This window comes from Brevibacterium sanguinis (assembly GCF_039528855.1).
In the GTDB taxonomy this organism is placed as follows: domain Bacteria; phylum Actinomycetota; class Actinomycetes; order Actinomycetales; family Brevibacteriaceae; genus Brevibacterium; species Brevibacterium sanguinis.
The window spans coordinates 166,727-184,528 of record NZ_BAAAMB010000008.1 but is presented as its reverse complement, the minus strand read 5'-3'; the positions used below and the strand labels follow the sequence as shown (position 1 = coordinate 184,528).

The window sequence follows — 17,802 nt, the reverse complement described above, 5'->3', positions numbered from 1 at the left end:
GCGCTGCAGGTCCAGCGTCACGGGATCGCGGCGCGGCGACCTACCGGTATAGCGGGATCGCGGCGCCGCGAGCTACCGACGCTATGGGCTCACAGTTCCGCGAGTTCGAGGGCGATCGCGACGGCATGGACCGTGTCGGGACGGGAGAGGTCGCGGCCGAGGAGCCGTTCGATCCGCTGCAGCCGCGCCCGCACCGTGTGCCGGTGGATCCCGAGTTCGGCGGCCACGGCATCACGGACCCCGCCGGAGGCGATGAACGACCGCAGGGTGACCAGCAGGTCCTGACCGTCCTGCGAGGCCAGCAGAGCACCGAGGACCTCATCGACGAAGCGCACCGCCGCCGCCTCGTCGATCACCGACAGCAGGGCCCTGACATCGGAGTTCACCGTGTCGTTCTGGGTCCGCCACACCGTCCACGTGTGATGGACCTGCGTCAGCGGCAGCGACTTGACGAACAGCCGGTCGACCCCGGTCACCTCGGCGACCCGGGCGACGAGGGGATCGCCGGAGTGGAGGACGCCGATCATGGACCCGGCCCGGGCGGTGAGCGTGCCGCCCCCGAGATCGCCGAAGAGCTGCTCGGCGACGTCCCCGCGGACCCCGCCGACGATCGTGAACTCGGCACGCGAGAGCGCCGGGGTGCCGGTGCGCAGCACCCATTCGGCGCGCGCCTCGGATGCCGACAGGGTCGTCGAGAACAGCGTCGACTCCCCGCGGCGCAGCGGCTGGTCGATCACCGAGAGGCCGAGGAGCGCGGCGGCGGTCGCGAGCAGCAGTCCCCGGGTGCGCGAAGCCACCGCCGCGTCCCGCCCTGCGAGGATCCACCCGCTGACCCGGTCGTCGCCGATCGGCACCGCCTCGTAGCGACCGCCGGCGGCACGGAGCAACCGCGGGGCCAGTGACGTCCCGACCGCCTCGGCGATGAGTTCGGCACGGACATCGGCCGGCGCGTTCTGCCCGGTCAGCCCCCTGCCGGTGGGGGAGACGAAATGGACCTCGGAGCCCAGGGCGGCGGAGAGCTCGGCGACGAGCGCGGCCGGACCCTGCCGCGCGAGCGCCGTGGCGAACCGCCGGCCCGCGCTCCCGGCCCGGCTGACTTCACGGTTCGACTCCTCCTCCCGCATCCGCGTGAACGCGTCGACGACGGCGACGAACGGCACGGGTTCGGGCACGCCGAAGAGCGCGAGGTCGTGAGCGCGGGCGTGGTCGACGAGCGAGGGCGGCAGCTCCACCGACGGCAGGTCGCGCCCCAGGCCGATGCCGAGGGCATGGACGCCCACTCGCTTGAGTCTCGCGATGTAGTCGCCGGCGGAGTCCGCGGTGAGATCCTGGCCGACGCCGATCGTCAGGAGCACCTCTCCCCCGGCCAGCCATTCGTCGACCTCCGGCAGCTCGGAGGAGTGGACGATCGTGACCTCCCGGGACCGGGCTCCGACCGGGTCGACGGCGATCTCGAGGGCGAGTTCGCGCCGCGCCCACAGCTGTCCCAAGGTGACCATGACGCCCAGTCTATCCACTGTGGACATCCGAGGTGTCGCTTCTGTCCAAGCTGGATATCTGTGACCGGGATGACACGTCCTAGGCTGATGGCACATCAGTCCCGAACCGCGCCGGTCTCCCCGGCGTCGTGCCCGCTGCAAGGAGAGTCAATGCCGTCTCAGCCCCTCGGCCCCGCCGACTACAGCCAGACCCCGCGCTTCGCCGGACCCCCGACCTTCGGACTCCTGCCGCGCCTCGACGAGGTCGAAGCCCAGCGGCCGGGCGAGAAGATCGACGTCAAGGTCGTCGGCATCCCCTTCGACGCCGGAGTCAGCTACCGGCCCGGCGCCCGGTTCGGACCGGCCCATATCCGCCAGTCCTCGAAGCTGCTGCGCCCCTACAACCAGGCCACCGGCGTCCACCCGTTCACGTGGCAGCAGGTCGCCGACTGCGGTGACCTCGGCGTCAACCCCTTCGACATCGAAGAGGCGATCGCCACGGTCGAGGAGAACGCCGACGCCCTGCGCGCCGACGGCGCGAAGGTCCTCACCCTCGGCGGCGACCACACCCTGGCCCTGCCCAATCTGCGCTCGCTGCACAAGACCCACGGCAGGATCGCCGTCCTCCACTTCGATGCCCACCTCGACACGTGGGACACGTACTTCGGCGCCCCCTACACGCACGGCACCCCGTTCCGCCGCGCCAGCGAAGAGGGACTCATCGACCTCACCGCCTCGATGCACGTCGGCATCCGCGGGCCCCTCTACGGCAAGAAGGACCTCGAGGACGACGACGTGCTCGGCTTCCAGATCATCCGCAGCGACGACTACCAGTTCACCTCGGTCCAGGACGTCGTCGCCCGCATCCGACGCCGCCTCGGCGACGCCCCCGTCTACCTCTCGATCGACATCGACGTCCTCGACCCGGCGGCCGCCCCCGGCACCGGCACCCCCGAGGCCGGCGGCATGACGAGCCGTGAGCTGCTCAACACGATCCGCGGCCTGCAGGGGCTCAACGTCGTCGGGGCGGAGATCGTCGAGGTCGCTCCCGCCTACGACCATGCGGAGATCACCGGCATCGCCGCCGCCCATGCCGGCTACGAGATCCTCTCCCTGTGGGCGGCCGACGCCAACGGGATGACCGAGCCCTCGGGTCCGAGCGGAGGAGTCCACAGTGCCTGAGGCCGATCGCTTCCGCAACGGCGGCAGAGCCGTCGTCGCCGCACTCGCCGCCCACGATGTCGACACGATCTTCGGGATCCCCGGCACCCACAACCTCGAGTTCTACCGGCACTTGCCGGAGTTCGGGATCCGCGCGGTCACGCCCCGCCACGAGCAGGGCGCCGGCTACGGGGCCGACGGCTACTTCCTGCTCTCGGGCAAGCCCGGGGTCGTCATCACGACCTCGGGACCGGGGCTGACGAACGTCGTCACCGCGGCGGCGACGGCGTATGCGGAGTCCCGCCCGATGCTCATCCTCTCCCCCGGTGTGCCCACCGGGCTCGAACGCGCCGACATCGGAATGCTCCACGAGACGAAGGACTCCTCCGGGGCGCTGTCGCACCTGCTCGTGTCCTCCCAGCGCACCCGCACCGCCGAAGGTGCGGCCCAGGCCGTCGCCGAGGCGTTCGCGCTGTTCGCGTCATCCCGTCCCGGTCCCGTCCACATCGAGGTCCCCCTCGACGTGCTCGAGGGCGACTGGCACGGCAGTGTGCCCGCGCCGATCCCGGCGAGGCGACCCGAACTCGACCGCCAGGCCGTCACCCGTGCCGTCGACGCGATCCGCACCGCCGCCCGTCCCCTCATCGTCGCCGGCGGGGGTGCGCGCTCGGCTGCCGCTGAGGTCCAGGACCTCGCCGAGGCGATCGACGCTCCCGTCGTCACGACCGCCAACGGGAAGGGCATCGTCGCCGAGGACCATCCGCTCTCGCTCGGATCGAATGTCCGCTTCCCGAGCGTCCAGGCCGAGTCGGCTGCCGCCGATGTGCTCATCGTCGTCGGCTCCGAACTCGCCGACTCCGACCTGTGGGGCGGGGTGATCGGCGCGCAGACGGCTCCCGGGGTCCGCGACGACCGGGCTGAGCAGGTCGTCATCCGCTGTGACATCGACCCCGACCAGTTGGGGAAGAACCTCCGCGGGGACATCCTCGTGTGCGCCGACGCCGGGGAGTTCCTCTCGGCTCTCATCACCACGCTCGACGACGCTCCCGAGACCGAGTCGGGGACCGCCTCGGCGGGGGAATCCGGGGCCGAGCGCACGGCTGCGCTCAGAGAATCCGGGGCCGATGATTTCGATGCCGAGTCGATCGGGGCACGGGTGACCCGCCTCGTCGCCGACGGCGCAGGATCCGATGTCGTCATCGCCGGGGACTCGTCCCAGGTCACCTACGACGGGACGGTCCACGCGCTCGAAGCGCACACCCCCGACCAGCTCCTCTACATGCCGGGCTTCGCCACCCTCGGGTACGGGATTCCCGCCGCGATCGGGGCGAAGCTCGCCGCTCCGGACCGACCGGTCGTCTGCCTCCTCGGCGACGGGGCGGCGATGTTCTCCATCCAGGAGATCATGACGGCGACCGAACTCGGCCTCGGGATCCCCTTCGTCATCGTCGACAACGGCGGGTACGCCGAGATCGAGGCCCAGATGGTCGACCGGGACATGATGCCCTTCGCCGTCGAACTCGCCCGCCCCGACTTCGCGAAGCTCGGGGAGTCGATGGGCGGGGTCGGGGTGACGATGGCCGAGTCGCGGATGCCGGCCGAGCTGCCCGACGCCGTCGCCGCGGCACTGTCCCGCACCGTTCCCACGATCATCCACATCACCGTCGGCACCTGAGCCTGCGGCACCGAAGAACCCACACGGAAAGAAGGAGTCACCGTGGACTCACTCGTAGTCATCGTCTACCTGGCCGCAATGGTCGGCTTCGGCATCTGGGGCCGATTCAAGGCGAAGAACCAGGACGATTTCCTCGTCGCCGGCCGCCGGCTGGGCGGACTGCTCTACACGGGCACGATGTCCGCCGTCGTCCTCGGCGGGGCCTCGACGATCGGCGGGGTGGGCCTCGGCTACACCGCGGGCCTGTCGGGGATGTGGCTCGTCTTCAGCATCGGCCTCGGTATCATCCTGCTCTCGCTGCTCTTCGCCCCGAAGATCCAGAAGCTCGAGATCTACACGGTCTCGCAGATGCTCGAACTGCGCTACGGCAAGGGCTCACGGCTCGTGTCGGGGGCGATCATGACCGCGTACGGGCTGATGATCTCGACGACGTCGACGGTGGCGTACGCGACGATCTTCCACGCGCTCTTCGACCTCGACAGGTTCTGGTCGGTCATCATCGGCGGCGGCATCGTCATCACGTACTCGATGCTCGGCGGCATGTGGTCGATCACGCTCACCGACTTCGTCCAGTTCCTCATCCAGACCGTCGGCATCTTCCTCATCATGCTTCCGCTCGTCCTGCAGCGGGCCGGCGGCCTCGGCGAGCTGTTCTCCGTGCTCCCGCCCGAGCAGACGTCCCCGGTGGGCATCGGCTGGCAGGCGATCCTCGGCTACATCCTCATCTACACGCTCGGTCTCCTCATCGGCCAGGACATCTGGCAGCGCGTGTTCACCGCCCGCACACCGGCCGTCGCCCGCTGGGGCGGGCTGTCGGCAGGCGTGTACTGCCTGCTCTACGCCGTCGCCGGTGCGCTCATCGGCATGGCCGCACTGCGCATCGTGCCCGGCATCGCGGTGCCCGACGATGTCTTCGTCGCCGTCGTCGATGCCTCGATGTCCCCGGTCGTCGCCGGCTTCGTCCTCGCCGCGGCCCTCGCGGCGATGATGTCGACGGCATCGGGGTCGCTGCTGGCCGCGTCGACCGTGTGCCGACAGGACATCGTCGAGCCGCTGCTCGCGAAGCGGCAGATCGTGCCGGTCGCGCAGACCGCGGAGGGGACGGGCGGTGCCGATGCGGCGGCCTCTGCCGGAACGACGCGCACGATCGCCCAGTCGCTCGTCCGCGAGACCGGTGACGAGGTGCGCGATTCGCGCATCTACCTCATCGGACTCGGCATCGTCACCCTGGCGCTCGCGCTCATCATGCCGAGCGTCGTCGAAGCCCTCACCGTCGCCTACAACCTGCTCGTGGCCGGACTCTTCGTGCCGATCCTCGGCGGACTCGTCTTCCGCCGCGGCACCATCGTCGGCGTCATGGCCGGAATGATCCTCGGCTCCGTGACGACGATCGTCATCATGATCACCGTCGACATCTACGCCAACGAGGCGATCTACTTCGGCCTGCTCGCCTCTCTGCTCGGCTACCTCGTCGGCTCACTCGTCTCGAAGCCGACGTCGCCGGAGATCATGGCCGCATGGCGGGAGCGTCTGAGCCGGTAAGGGGCTGAGCCGGTGCTCAGTGCCGGCCGGAGCCCTTCCGCTTCGGCCGGCAGACCTCCCACACCGCGTAGGCGATGAGGAGACCGGCGACGATCCAGATACCCGTGCGCTTCTGGTCGGGAGTCGTCAGCTGCGCGACATAGCCGACGAGCGGGACGTGGTAGCGGACGACGCCGCGCACCTGCACACTGCGCACCGGGTCGGGGTCGGGAGCATTGTTCGCATCTCCCTGCGTGCGGTAGACGGTCTCACCGTCCACCTCGGCGACGTCGATGATCCGGTGGGTGATCATGTCGTCCGTGCCCGGTTTGCGCAGGTACGTGATGATCTGCCCCTTCGTGAGCCCCTGGGTCTGCTCCGGCCGCAGGGGTTTGACGACGACCTGCGACCCCGGCGGGATCGTCGGCTCCATCGACCCGGTGAGCACCGTGAGCGGCACCCAACCCATGGCGAGCGGCACGACGACGGAGGCAAGGAGCACCCCGATGATCGCGGTCAGCAGCACCCCGCACAGCCAGGAGATGACGGTCCGCAGGCGGCGCTTGGGTCGGGGCCGCCTCTCCACCGGGTCGGCGTCCGGGTTGACGGGGGCGGCGCCGAGGCGGTCGGCACTTCCGTCCGCGTGAGCGACCTCGGTCGGTTTCACGGTCATGTCGTCGTCTCTCCCTTCTCCGCGCGGCGTCGGCGGGCGCCGGCGATGAGGACTGCACCGAGTCCGATCGCGATGCCCGCGAGCGCGACGAGTCCTGCGCTCTCGAGACCGGTTCGCGGCAGCGCCCCTCCCCCGTCGCCCGTGCTCGTCGCCGAGGCGTCACTGGCCGTAGCCGCCTGCGACGAGGTGGTTCCCCCGGCGGCCGCGGAAGCGTCGGTTCCGTCGGCGTCGGCTGCGGCACCGGCGGTGTCGTCGGCATCGGCCGTATCGTCATCGCCTGCCGTGTCATCGGCACCGGCATCGGAATCCGCCGACGACGCTGCATCCGCGCGGACGTCGGCCTGCGCGTCTTCGTCGGCCGTGGCTACGCATTCGCCACCGGCGCCGACCCCGAGGGTGAAACGCAGCGGCCACGTGCGCTTCTGCGTGTCGTTGTCCCGCTCCTCGACAGCCGGCAGTGCGACGTCGACGGCAAGGGTCTCGCGGGCGCCGGGCGCGAGGGAGCCGAGCTCAATGCTCGTTCCGACGATGTCGCGGTAGGTTCCCTCGGCGACGGTGCGACCAGCCCACGTGATCGTCACCTGGAGGTCGCGGTCGGGGTTCTCCACCGGCGTCGTCTCCGGTGCGACCCGGAGCGTCGCGGTCACCGGCACCTCGGCGATCGAGCGGATCGCCAGCGCATCGTCGGCACCCGCACCGGGGGCGAGCAGCTCGGGCACATCGGGGAAGGCCCGAGCGAGATCGCCGGGCGCGGTCTCCTCGCCCCCGTCGGTCTCGGACACCCGGATCGCGTCATCGATCGAAGACGGACAGGCAACCGCCGAGGCGGGGGCGGGGACCAGGGCGAGCGCCCCGGCGACGGCCAGCGAGATGAGCACGGTCACCGTCCTGCGCAGCGCCCTCGCGGCGGAAAGGACATCGCTGATGTGCTGAACTCCTCTCATAGCGACGCCAGACTGACGCTGCAGGTGGGGAAGAGGCTAAAGGGCTCACGCTTCATCGACAGGATGTACACCGGCGACTGGGTGGCTCGTTCGCCGTTCGGGCCGGGCACATGGCTCCCGGCTCCCCCGGTTCCGCGGATGACGAAGGTGAACTTCAGGTCGTAGCCCGCTCCGAGTTCGAAAGGCTGGCGGACGACCTCGACGCTGGTGCCGGTGAATCCGGACCCCACATCGGGAATCGGCGCGTAGGACCCGTAGTTGCCCGGGTTCGAGCCCTGCAGCTCCCGGGCCGTCTTCGCCAGTCCGCTGTAGGCCGCCAGCGTCGACGTGTTCACCGAAAACGTGTGGGAGAGATCGAAGTTGTCGGTCACACTGCAGGCACCTGTGGTGTTCGATCCGGTCGCCACCGTGACCACGGGTCGCTTCACCGTCGCGGCGACGCCACGGCACTCCTGCGCTGCGGTGGCTCCGGCCGGGCATGCCGCCCGGTCGCCGGGATTCGGGCCGAGGGCACCGTGGGGATAGAGCTCGGCGGTCTCTGCGCTCGAGAGTCCGTCGACGCGCCAGTTCACAGCGAAGCGGAAGTCGAACTTCGCCCCTGCGGCTCCGACGAGACGCTGATAGAGGAGCTGAGTCGAGTTCGATTCGACGCCGACGACGATCTTCTGGCTGGCTCCCGGCGCGAGCGTCCAGCTGAGGTTCGCCTCGGGGAACTGGGTCGTCGACCGTGTCGTCGTCACGCTCGAGGCGATCTGCTGCTTCGCGCCGTTTCGGTCGATGACGTACGCCCGCGCTTTCCCCGACGCCTGACCGGTGTTCGCTCCCGTGAGCGCCACGGATCCGATGGCGACGGTGGCGACCATCGACGTCGGTGACGAGTTCGTCACCGTCAGCGAGGTCTCGTTGGTCTGTCGGTCGAACCAGTTCCAGTCGCCGTAGTCAGGCGTGATGATACCCGCGGTCGTCGCCGCAATCTGCTGGGAGGACAGGGTCGATCCCGAGGAGTCACCGGCCTCGTCGAAGAACCGCGCGAACGTGGCACCGCTGGGCACGAGCGCGACGGCGACGACCGCGGCGACGAGAGCGAGCACGCACACGGCGGCGAGCACGCGGGCCCTCGGGCGCTGTCTGTCCGACATCTGCGATCTCAACGGTCCTCCTGAATGGCTTGCACAGCGATGTCGGGAACCGTGACGTCGCCGAAGGCCCCAGCCCAGTCTCCGGCGCCGACGGGTCCGGAGAACTCGAGTGTGCGCTCGACTGTCACGGTCTGCGCACCGGTGAGCACACCGCCCGGTGTGACCGTGTCCTCACTCGTCCACCCTGGTGAAGGGGTCTGCGGCAGCGGCGTCACCGTGATCGCATACCGCAGATTCGTCCCGGTCGCCGTGACGTCGAATCGGGATTCCACGGTCAGCCGGTCCCCCCGCATGAAGCGGAAGTCCCGGACCTGGGCAGCACTCGCCTCGGCGCAGTGCGCGAAGCCCTGCGGAGCGGTGCACGCGGTCAGTCCCTCGAAGCGGGTGTCGGTCGGGTACCTGCCGAGTTCGCCGGAGTTCACCGTGATCGGATCGTCGGCGAAGCGCAGCTCCTCATACCACCTGGCACTCGTGCCGAGCCCGCTCGAGAGCAGCACCAAGGCGGCCGCAAGGGCCACGATCACGCGCACTCTCATCCGACAGCTCTCATCCGGTCACCGACGACAACGTCGTCCTCCGGCCGCTGCGAGCCGGAGGACTGTCCGTCAGCGGTCGTTCTGCACCAGCTGCAGCTTGATGTCGCCGGTGTTGAAGGAGTAGTCCGTGTTCTGGTTCTCCTCGCCCCACCACTGTGCGGTGTCGGTGCCGGGGTTGTCCCGGTTGAGGGAGTTGTCCACGGAGTCCTTGAACTCCTTGAAGTAGATGGAGAAGCCGACGTCGAAGGTGTCGCCGTCGTTGGCGGCGGTGAGCACGATCGGGTCGCTGCTGCCGTTGACGGTCGCCTTGAGCACGGCGAAGTCGTCGTCGACGAGCTGCGCGAGGGCTCCGGTGGGCACTGCGGTGAGGGTGGCCCGCAGGTTCTTGCCCTTGATGTTCGTCACGACCTGCGAGCTGCCGGTGCACTCCATGGTGTCGCCGGGCACGACGAGGTCACCGGGGACGACGTTGTCGCCGCCGTTGGCCCACTGGCAGGAGAGGTTGTCGATGGAGAAGTTGAGCTCACCGGACTGGACGTTGGCCGCCTCGTTGCCCAGGGATGCTTCGTCGTACCAGCGTGCGAAGGTGAGGCCGCCTCCGATGAGGAGGACCGCGGCGGCTCCGCCGGCGAGGACGGCTTTCTTGTTGACATTCATCGATGTGTCGCTTTCCGGCAGAGGATATTGCCAATAAAGGGTGTTGGAATGAGAGGGTGGGTGCGGGCACTGCGTTCTCGATAACGCATACCTGTCACAATGAGATTAACATTCATTTCAGTTAGCGAGAAACTCTCGTTATCGTTTCGTAACAATCAATGACTGTTTCATTGCGTGAATCACACCTGCAATGGCAATGTTGTCAAACAATTCATTTGTCAGAACAGCTGAACGGATACCATGCCTGATCACAAGGCCACTGACCATCCGACACAGGCTCGTCGGCGCACCGTCCGCACGGCCTCGACACGCCTGAAGATCGCCGCGCGAATGACAGTCGAGGATATTTCGACAAGGCACCTGGAGGTGCGGCGGCGCACAGCCGATTCCCGCTGAGCGCACCGCCTTGTCGACGATCAAAGCGCCTTTCAGGTGGATTGATCAGGAGTTCTATACGGTAATTGAAATATCTATCACAGACTTTATCAGTGCGATTTCATGATGCCGTTCAACGAGAATTCACTTGTTAATTGCGCACCTGATCGGTGCACATTCATTCACCTCGGTTCGCCTCCCCGGACTTGGCGCAGACGACTGCTTCGCCCTATATTCGTACCTGTCAGGTTCCCGGCGCTGCGCCTCAATCAGCGTCCCGGGGGCCGGTGCTCGAAAAAGGAGCGCGAAGCCTCACGCGAGACATATATGGACCACTCTCCATATCTCTCGAAAGGCCCTCTCTTGGCGCACACCTCGGCGCACGTCGCGCACACGCTCTCCCGGCACATCGACGACGTCTTCGGACTCATGGGCAACGGCAACGCCCACTTCCTCGATGCCCTCCTCACCTCCACCTCGGCGACCTACACCGCGGTCCGGCACGAAGCCGGCGCCGTCGTCGCCGCCGATGCCCACTTCCGCACCTCGGGTCGCCTCGCTGCGGCGACGACGACGTACGGTGCCGGGTTCACCAACACGCTGACCGCGCTGGCCGAAGCCGCGCAGGCCCGCGTTCCGCTCGTCCTCGTCGTCGGCGACGAGCCGACCTCGGGTCCCCGCCCATGGGATGTCGATCAGATCGCGATGGCGTCAGCGGTCGGGGTGCGCACGTACACGGTCGGGCGGGTCGATGCCGCTGCCGCGACGGTGACGGCCATCGAGCATGCTCTGACCTACCGGGTGCCCGTCGTCCTCGCGATCCCCTATGACGTCGCGACGCTCGAGATCGGTGAGATCCCCGAGGTGCCGGGTCCGGGAAGGCCGAGTCCGCTCGCGCCCGGCGGTGAGTCCGCCGGTGCCGCCCTCGACCGTCTCGCAGCGGCCCTGGCCTCAGCGCAGCGCCCGCTCCTGCTCGCCGGTCGGGGCGCGTGGCTCTCCGGCGCCGGTGCCGCCCTCGGGGACCTCGCCGAGGCAGCCGGTGCGCTGACCGTGACGACGGCGCTGGGACGCAACATCTTTCCCGCCGCCGAGCACGACCTCGGCGTCGCCGGGGGCTTCGGGGCGCCTGCGGCGATGGCCCGCGTCCGCGAGGCCGACGTCGCCGTCGTCATCGGCGCCTCGCTCAATCAGTTCACGATGCGGTTCGGGGAGCTCTTCGGCCCGACCACCTCGGTGTGGCAGGTCGACGTCGACGACCGGGCGACGCACGCCCGCGTCGGCGGATTCATCCGCGGTGACGCGCGGCTGACGGCGGAGGCGCTGACGGAGCGGGTGCGGGGACTGACCGGCCCGACGGAAACGTGGCGGGGCCGGGTCGACACCGCCGCTGATCGGGTCTATGACCGGGGTGGGGAGTTCGGCTCCGACGGCCGCCTCGATCCTCGGGCCGCTGCCGCCCGCCTCGGCGAGCTCATGCCTGCCGATCGGGTCGTCGTCTCCGACGGCGGGCACTTCATCGCGTGGGCGAACATGTTCTGGGAGCCTTCGGCACCGGAGCGGATCGCCATGGTCGGCACGGCCTTCCAGTCGATCGGGCTCGGCTGGCACAGTGTTGCCGGCGCCGCCCGGGCGAACCCGGAGGCGACGATCGTGCTCACCACCGGCGACGGCGGTGGGGTGATGGCGCTGTCGGACCTCGACACGGCGATCCGCTCAGCCGGCGGCCGGGGCATGGCCGTCGTCTTCAACGAAGCCGCCTACAGCGCCGAGGTGCACCTCTACGGGCGCAAGGGCCTCGCCACTCCCCCGATGCTCATCGACGAGATCGACTTCGCGGCGCTGGCGACCGCGGCCGGCGCCCAGGGTGTCGTCGTGCGCTCGCTCGCCGACCTCGACGTCGTCGCCGAGTGGGCGGCCGCACCGGTCGAGCAGCGACAGTTCCTCGTCCTCGACCTCCGCGTCTCGGGCACCGTCGTCGCGCCGTACCAGGAGGAGATCATCCGCGTGAACTCGTGACGGACCGGGGTCGGCCGACCTCCGTTGCCCGGCTCGGCGAACACATCCTGTCCGCGGCGCCTGATGGGACGACAACGGCCCCGGCAGCTCGGATTCAACCGAGCTGCCGGGGCCGTGACATGAGTGGAGATGGCGGGAATCGAACCCGCGTCCGTCGGCAGATTGTCAGGACTTCTCCGGGCGCAGTTCGTGAGGCAGTTTCTTAGGTTCTGGTCATCGCACGAACACGTAGACCAACGAACGGAGTTGGGTAAGAGTCCCTCAGATGCCCCCAACGTGCATCTGAAGCAGTGGCCTCTTAAGCGACGCCAGGATCTAGAGCAGAGGCAACTCTAGGCTGACGGATTCGCAGCTCGCGCTCTATCAGGCAGCGAGGGCGAAATCGGTGCGGTTTTCAGATTTAGCACCTATTGTTTTGCAGAGGACATTAACGAGATGACTCTGCATTCTCGGCCCGCTTCTCCCGACGCAGTGTCCAACGTCGAAACCGATCATCCCCATATTCTGTTGCCAATCCTGCTCACCGACATCACCTGGACGAACAGGCTCTGCCGCCGGGCAGGAACACCAGCATACTCTCTCAACACCGACCGGGCCAATTGCATTCCCGGGTGGGTCCGGTGAAGGACTCAGAGGTACTGCTTGGACTTCATCGCCCGCTCGGCCTCGCGCTTGTCCTGGGCTTCGCGCAGCGACTGCCGCTTGTCCCAGTCGCGCTTGCCGCGGGCCAGAGCGATCTTGACCTTGACCCGCGACCCTTCGAAGTAGAGTTCGAGCGGGATGAGGGTGCGCCCCGATTCCTTGACCTTCTGCGAGATCTTGAGGATCTCCTCGCGGTGGAGCAGCAGCTTGCGCCGACGCCTGGCGGCATGGTTCGTCCACGTGCCCTGGAGGTACTCGGGGATGTAGACGTTCTCCAGCCACGCTTCGTTCTGGAAGATGAGCGCGAACCCGTCCGTCAGCGACGCCCTGCCCTCACGCAGCGACTTCACCTCGGTGCCGGTGAGGACGAGGCCAGCCTCCCACGTGTCCTCGATGTGGTAGTCGTGGCGTGCCTTGCGGTTCCTCGCGATGACCTTCTTCCCGGTGTCCTTCGGCATGACCGGCCTCCTCTCTCCTCTTGTCCGATGCTCTCGTGCAATGCTCGTGTCCGACGTGCTCCACCGGCGGTCCGACGACCGCCGCCGACCTGCACACGCAGACCCACCAGTCTATCCCATCTGCAGTTCCGGCGCACTCGCCCTGACTGCCCGAAGGTGCGGATTACGAGATGAACGGCATCGCGTTGACGTAGCCGCCGTTCTCCATGATCTCGAAGTGGAGGTGGCAGCCGGTCGAGGCGCCGGTCGTGCCCGACTGGGAGATGACGTCGCCCTTCTTCACCTTCTGCCCGGCCTTCACGCTCAGGCTCGTGTTGTGGTTGTACGTCGAGGCGATCGACTTGCCGCCGATCTTGCCGTGGGAGATGACGACGCGGTTGCCGTAGCCGCCGGCCCAGCCGGCGCTGACGACGACTCCGTCACCGGCCGCCCGGATCGACGTTCCGCAGGGCACACCGAAGTCGGTGCCGGTGTGCAGCTTCCGGTTGCCCGTGATCGGGTGGATGCGGTAGCCGAACTGCGAGGTGATCGGGAAGCCCTCGGCGGGATTGGCGAGGACACCGTCGCCGTAGACGAAGTTGCCCTTCGCCTCCTGCTCCTTCTCCCACTCGCGGACCTCCTTCGCGAGCCGATCCTGCTCCGCCTTCTCATCGGCGAGCTGCTGCTCGGTCTTGTCCTTGTTGTCCGAGATCGTCTGCTCGGCGTCGTCCTTGGCGGAGATGAGGTTGTTGAGGTCGTCGGCCTTCTTCTTCGCGTCGGCCTGGGCGGCCTCCTTCGCGATGACCGCCTCGGCGGCCTCATCCTTGAGATCGGAGATCTCATCGGTGACCCCGGAGAGGCGCTCCTCGTTGTTCTCGTTGAGCGCACGCTGCTCCGAGAGGTCATCGATCGTGCGCTGCTGGGAGCGCACCGCGGAGTCGACGCGGCCGATGCCGCCGTCGGCGCTCGTGCCCTCGGCCATCTGCAGCAGCATCGCGAGGTCGGAGGTGATGCCGGAGTTCTGGTACGCCTGCCGGCCGATCCGCGCCGCGGCCGTGCGGTTCTGCTCGATCTCGTCCGTGCCCTGCTGGATCTCGTCCTTGAGGTCGGACTGCGCGTTCTCCGCCGAGGTCAGACGGGCGGCGAGGTCCTCATCCTTCTGCACCGCCTCGGCGAGGGCGTCGTCGGCTTTCTGGGACGCCTCCTCCGCGGCGGGCAGGGCCTCCTGGGCTTCGTCGCGTTCGGCGATGACCCGGGCGAGGTCCTCGTCGAGGCCCTCGAACTCCTGCTGGAGCTCCTTGACGCGTTCGTCGACCTTGTTCTTGTCGTCGCGCGGGTTGGCCGTCGCCGAGGTGACCGGCATGACGACGGCGAGCACAGCAGCCGTGACGAGAAGGGGAAGCCTGCGTTTCATCTCAGACCTTCGTGTACTTGTTGAGTGTGATGAGCGACGAGGCACCGGCCATGACGATGCCGATGACGAGGAGGATCGGGGCGACGATGAGGACGTCGACGCCGGAGATCAGACTGAAGCCGGTCGCCTGGTCCTGCAGCCAGCCGCTCACCCCGAAGTGGACGAGCAGGCCCAGGGAGCCGGCAGCGAGTCCCGCGCCGATCGCTGCGGCGATGACCCCTTCGAGGAGGAACGGGAGCTGGATGAAGGAGTTCGAGGCGCCGACGAGGCGCATGATCCCCGTCTCCCGGCGTCTGGCGAACGCGGAGAGGCGGATCGTCGTGGCGATGAGCAGCATCGCGCACAGCAGCATGATGCCGGCGATCGCGATCGCAACGACGGTGGCGACGTTGAGGACCCCGAAGAGGCGGTCGAGGAGCTGATTCTGGTCGACGACCTCTTCGACGCCCTGGGTCGAGGAGAAGTACTCGTTGATGATCTGGTACTGCTCGGCGTCCTTGAGCTTGACCCGGAAGGACTCGTTCATGTCCTCCTCGGGCACGGTGCCCTCGAGGCTCGTGCCGGCGAACTGGTCCTGGAAGCGCTGGTAGGCCTCGGCCTTGTCCTCGAAGTAGACGGTGTCGACGTACGGGGAGAGATCGGAGCTGGCGAGCGCGTCCTCGATGTTCTTCTTCTGCGTGTCGGTGACCTCGCCGTCGACGCAGTTCGTCGCCTCGGAGTCCGGCGGGCAGAGGAAGATCGAGACCTGGACGCGGTCGTACCAGTAGTCCTTCATCTGCCCGACCTGCATCTGCAGGAGGATCGCGGCGCCGACGAAGAGGAGGGAGACGAAGGTGACGAGGACGACGGAGAGGACCATCGAGAAGTTCTTCTTCAGGCCCGATCCGACCTCGGAGAGGATGAAGCCGGCCCTCATGAGGCGACTCCGTACGTGCCGTGCTCGACGTCGCGGACGATGCGGCCCTCTTTGAGTTCGATGACCCGCTTGGCCATCCGGTTGACGATCTCCCCGTCGTGGGTGGCCATGAGCACGGTCGTGCCGTTGCGGTTGATCTTCTCGAGCACCGACATGATGTCAGCGCTGGTCACGGGGTCGAGGTTGCCCGTCGGCTCGTCGGCGAGGAGGATCCCGGGCTTGTTGACGACGGCGCGGGCGATCGCGACGCGCTGCTGCTCACCGCCGGAGAGCTCGTACGGGTAGCGCTTCTCCTTGCCGGCCAGGCCCACGGTCTCGAGGACGTCGGGCACGAGCGTCGACATCGACGCCCGTGACTTGCCGATGACCTGGAGGGCGAAGGCGACGTTGGCGAAGACCGTCTTGTTCGGCAGCAGCCGGAAGTCCTGGAACACCGTGCCGATGCCGCGGCGCAGGTAGGGGACCCGCCAGGAGGGCATCTTCACCACGGACTTCCCCGCCACGGAGATCCGCCCCTTCGTCGGCACCTCTTCGCGGAGGATGAGGCGGATGACCGTCGACTTGCCCGATCCCGAGGCTCCGACGAGGAACACGAATTCCCCGCGGTCAGCCTCGAACGAGATGGAGTCGAGGGCCGCCCGGGTGCGGGTGTCGTAGGACTTCGAAACGGAGTCGAATGTGATCAAGAGGGTCTTCAATCGTGTCGCGGATGGCTCGGCCGCTTCCACTGTACGTAACAGTTCCGTGATGTGCGCGGAGGCGGCGGGGCGTGTGTTGCGCATCTGATGAAGTTCACAGTCCCACCACGATGCGTTCACCCGCGCCGAGGCGGTGGTGCCGTGGGGTCGGTGCGCCGAGGGGGTGGGTCGGAGAGGTCACTCCTCCTCGGCGTTCTCCTGCTGCTTGCGCCAGCGGATGCCCGCTTCGATGAGTCCGTCGAGGTCGCCGTCGAACACGGCTTGGGGATTGTTGACCTCGTACCCGGTGCGCAGATCCTTGACCATCTGGTAGGGGTGCGTGACGTACGAGCGCATCTGATCGCCCCAGCTCGCCTTGATGTCGCCGGCGAGCTCCTTCTTCTGCGCGGCCTCCTCCTGGCGCTTGCGCTCGAGGAGCCGCGACTGGAGGACGCGCATCGCGGCCTCCTTGTTCTGGATCTGCGACTTCTCGTTCTGCATGCTCACGACGACGCCGGTCGGAAGGTGCGTGATGCGCACAGCGGAGTCGGTCGTGTTGACGGACTGGCCGCCGGGCCCCGAGGACCGGTAGACGTCGATGCGCAGGTCGTTCTCGTCGACCTCGATGTGGTCGGTCGACTCGATGAGCGGGACGACCTCGACGGCGGCGAAGGAAGTCTGGCGGCGGCCCTGGTTGTCGAAGGGGCTGATGCGCACGAGGCGATGCGTGCCGGCCTCGACCGACAGCGTGCCGTAGGCGTAGGGGGCGTTGACCTGGATCGTCGCGGACTTGATGCCGGCGCCTTCGGCGTAGGAGGTGTCGAGTTCCTGAACGTTGTAGCCGCGGCCCTCGGCCCAGCGGATGTACATGCGGATGAGCATCTGCGCCCAGTCCGTCGCGTCGTCGCCGCCGGCACCGGAGCGGACGGTGACGACCGCCGAGCGCTCATCGTATTCGCCGGAGAGCAGGGTCGAGATCTCGAGCTCGCCGAGCTGATCCTTGAGCTTGGCGATGTCGCGTTCGGCTTCGACGAGCGAATCCGAGTCGCCTTCGGCCTCGGACATCTCGATGAGGAGTTCGGCGTCGTCGATGCGCTCCCCGAACTTCTCGAGCTTCTCGAGCGTGCCCTGCTTGTGCGAAAGCTTCGCCGAGGTCTTCTGCGCCGAATCGGGGTCGTCCCAGAACGTCGGGGCCGATGCTTCCTCGGTGAGCTCGGCGACCTCGTCACGCAGAGTCGGCAGGTCGGAGACGTCGAGGATCGCCTGATAGGTGCTGCGGAGGTTGGCGATTTCGGAAGCGTGATCAGTCGTGGCCATAATGCCTCGATTCTAGTCCATGGGGCACAGCCCCTCGGAACCGCCGAGCGGACGGACGCGGACGGCGGACGGATCAGGCCGGATAAAACCTCACCGAATCGCCTCCTTAACTACATCTATGACATTTATCCGATGTCACCAGAAGTTATCCACAGATTGTGAGAAAGTCTGGATAAATGGGAATTTCGCGGATACATTGACAACCTATTGCCCGCCGCTCACAC

15 protein-coding genes and 1 other RNA gene are annotated in these 17,802 nt (G+C 67.7%); 4 read left to right on the top strand and 12 right to left on the bottom strand.

From position 1 onward, the window contains the following. Nucleotides 1–89 precede the first annotated feature (89 nt). Entirely contained in the window at nucleotides 90–1,499 is a 1,410-nt protein-coding gene (locus ABD154_RS09905; RefSeq protein WP_211978925.1) for a PucR family transcriptional regulator, read from the bottom strand. A gap of 150 nt (nucleotides 1,500–1,649) precedes the next feature. Between ABD154_RS09905 and speB the strand changes: the two genes are divergently transcribed. Genes speB through ABD154_RS09890 form a run of 3 tightly spaced genes read left to right on the top strand, consistent with a single transcriptional unit; the run spans nucleotide 1,650 to nucleotide 5,856 of the window. Then, on the top strand, nucleotides 1,650–2,660 hold the full coding sequence (gene speB / locus ABD154_RS09900; RefSeq protein WP_211978924.1) for an agmatinase: 1,011 nt from the start codon (nucleotides 1,650–1,652) through the stop codon (nucleotides 2,658–2,660). Beyond that, entirely contained in the window at nucleotides 2,653–4,314 is a 1,662-nt protein-coding gene (locus ABD154_RS09895; RefSeq protein WP_344251179.1) for a thiamine pyrophosphate-binding protein, read from the top strand. Before speB ends, ABD154_RS09895 begins: the two co-directional genes overlap by 8 nt. Before the next feature lie 42 nt (nucleotides 4,315–4,356). Then, a complete protein-coding gene (locus ABD154_RS09890) occupies nucleotides 4,357–5,856 on the top strand; it encodes a sodium:solute symporter family protein (RefSeq protein ID WP_249121032.1) in 1,500 nt (499 codons plus the stop codon). Between the two features lie 16 nt (nucleotides 5,857–5,872). On the opposite strand, the gene ABD154_RS09885 is transcribed toward ABD154_RS09890, so the two are convergent. The 5 genes from ABD154_RS09885 to ABD154_RS09865 form a co-directional block, all read right to left on the bottom strand. Next, nucleotides 5,873–6,508: a signal peptidase I gene (locus ABD154_RS09885; RefSeq protein WP_211978922.1), complete on the bottom strand. Its 636-nt coding sequence runs from the start codon at nucleotides 6,506–6,508 to the stop codon at nucleotides 5,873–5,875. Next, nucleotides 6,505–7,452: a hypothetical protein gene (locus tag ABD154_RS09880; RefSeq protein WP_211978921.1), complete on the bottom strand. Its 948-nt coding sequence runs from the start codon at nucleotides 7,450–7,452 to the stop codon at nucleotides 6,505–6,507. Before ABD154_RS09880 ends, ABD154_RS09885 begins: the two co-directional genes overlap by 4 nt. Then, nucleotides 7,449–8,591 carry a hypothetical protein gene (locus tag ABD154_RS09875; protein ID WP_211978920.1) on the bottom strand — a complete coding sequence of 381 codons (1,143 nt, stop codon included), beginning with the start codon at nucleotides 8,589–8,591 and terminating at the stop codon, nucleotides 7,449–7,451. Before ABD154_RS09875 ends, ABD154_RS09880 begins: the two co-directional genes overlap by 4 nt. Nucleotides 8,592–8,599: 8 nt before the next feature. Then, nucleotides 8,600–9,115, bottom strand: coding sequence for a hypothetical protein (locus ABD154_RS09870; RefSeq protein WP_344251178.1), 516 nt, complete (start codon nucleotides 9,113–9,115; stop codon nucleotides 8,600–8,602). An 81-nt stretch (nucleotides 9,116–9,196) separates the two neighbouring features. After that, nucleotides 9,197–9,784, bottom strand: a complete 588-nt coding sequence (locus ABD154_RS09865) for an alternate-type signal peptide domain-containing protein (protein ID WP_211978918.1) — start codon at nucleotides 9,782–9,784, stop codon at nucleotides 9,197–9,199. 738 nt (nucleotides 9,785–10,522) lie between these two features. On the opposite strand from ABD154_RS09865, the gene ABD154_RS09860 reads away from it, so the two are divergent. Next, a complete protein-coding gene (locus ABD154_RS09860; RefSeq protein WP_344251177.1) occupies nucleotides 10,523–12,175 on the top strand; it encodes a thiamine pyrophosphate-binding protein in 1,653 nt (550 codons plus the stop codon). Nucleotides 12,176–12,296: 121 nt separating this feature from the next. On the opposite strand, the gene ssrA is transcribed toward ABD154_RS09860, so the two are convergent. The 6 genes from ssrA to prfB all read right to left on the bottom strand — a co-directional run bounded on the left by ssrA (nucleotide 12,297) and on the right by prfB (nucleotide 17,578). Further along, nucleotides 12,297–12,674: a transfer-messenger RNA gene (gene ssrA / locus ABD154_RS09855) on the bottom strand. A gap of 130 nt (nucleotides 12,675–12,804) precedes the next feature. Continuing rightward, nucleotides 12,805–13,275: an SsrA-binding protein SmpB gene (gene smpB, locus ABD154_RS09850; protein WP_211978916.1), complete on the bottom strand. Its 471-nt coding sequence runs from the start codon at nucleotides 13,273–13,275 to the stop codon at nucleotides 12,805–12,807. A gap of 163 nt (nucleotides 13,276–13,438) precedes the next feature. Next, nucleotides 13,439–14,668, bottom strand: a complete 1,230-nt coding sequence (locus ABD154_RS09845) for a M23 family metallopeptidase (protein WP_198499323.1) — start codon at nucleotides 14,666–14,668, stop codon at nucleotides 13,439–13,441. Between the two features lies 1 nt (nucleotide 14,669). Continuing rightward, the gene (ftsX, locus tag ABD154_RS09840) at nucleotides 14,670–15,584 is read right to left on the bottom strand and encodes a permease-like cell division protein FtsX (RefSeq protein ID WP_198499324.1); all 915 of its coding nucleotides are present in this window, start codon (nucleotides 15,582–15,584) and stop codon (nucleotides 14,670–14,672) included. Then, on the bottom strand, nucleotides 15,581–16,270 hold the full coding sequence (gene ftsE / locus ABD154_RS09835; RefSeq protein WP_137826750.1) for a cell division ATP-binding protein FtsE: 690 nt from the start codon (nucleotides 16,268–16,270) through the stop codon (nucleotides 15,581–15,583). The genes ftsX and ftsE overlap by 4 nt, the downstream gene beginning before the upstream one ends. 189 nt (nucleotides 16,271–16,459) lie before the next feature. Next, nucleotides 16,460–17,578: a peptide chain release factor 2 gene (gene prfB / locus ABD154_RS09830; protein WP_137826753.1), complete on the bottom strand. Its 1,119-nt coding sequence runs from the start codon at nucleotides 17,576–17,578 to the stop codon at nucleotides 16,460–16,462. Nucleotides 17,579–17,802: the final 224 nt, after the last annotated feature.

Bases quoted from the DNA above. Each gene is read 5' to 3' on its own strand.
- ABD154_RS09905 (WP_211978925.1), bottom strand. From the start codon at position 1,499: ATGGTCACCTTGGGACAGCTGTGGGCGCGGCGCGAACTCGCCCTCGAG.
- speB (WP_211978924.1), top strand. From the start codon at position 1,650: ATGCCGTCTCAGCCCCTCGGCCCCGCCGACTACAGCCAGACCCCGCGC.
- ABD154_RS09885 (WP_211978922.1), bottom strand. From the start codon at position 6,508: ATGACCGTGAAACCGACCGAGGTCGCTCACGCGGACGGAAGTGCCGAC.
- ABD154_RS09880 (WP_211978921.1), bottom strand. From the start codon at position 7,452: ATGAGAGGAGTTCAGCACATCAGCGATGTCCTTTCCGCCGCGAGGGCG.
- ABD154_RS09875 (WP_211978920.1), bottom strand. From the start codon at position 8,591: ATGTCGGACAGACAGCGCCCGAGGGCCCGCGTGCTCGCCGCCGTGTGC.
- ABD154_RS09865 (WP_211978918.1), bottom strand. From the start codon at position 9,784: ATGAATGTCAACAAGAAAGCCGTCCTCGCCGGCGGAGCCGCCGCGGTC.
- smpB (WP_211978916.1), bottom strand. From the start codon at position 13,275: ATGCCGAAGGACACCGGGAAGAAGGTCATCGCGAGGAACCGCAAGGCA.
- ABD154_RS09845 (WP_198499323.1), bottom strand. From the start codon at position 14,668: ATGAAACGCAGGCTTCCCCTTCTCGTCACGGCTGCTGTGCTCGCCGTC.
- ftsX (WP_198499324.1), bottom strand. From the start codon at position 15,584: ATGAGGGCCGGCTTCATCCTCTCCGAGGTCGGATCGGGCCTGAAGAAG.
- prfB (WP_137826753.1), bottom strand. From the start codon at position 17,578: ATGGCCACGACTGATCACGCTTCCGAAATCGCCAACCTCCGCAGCACC.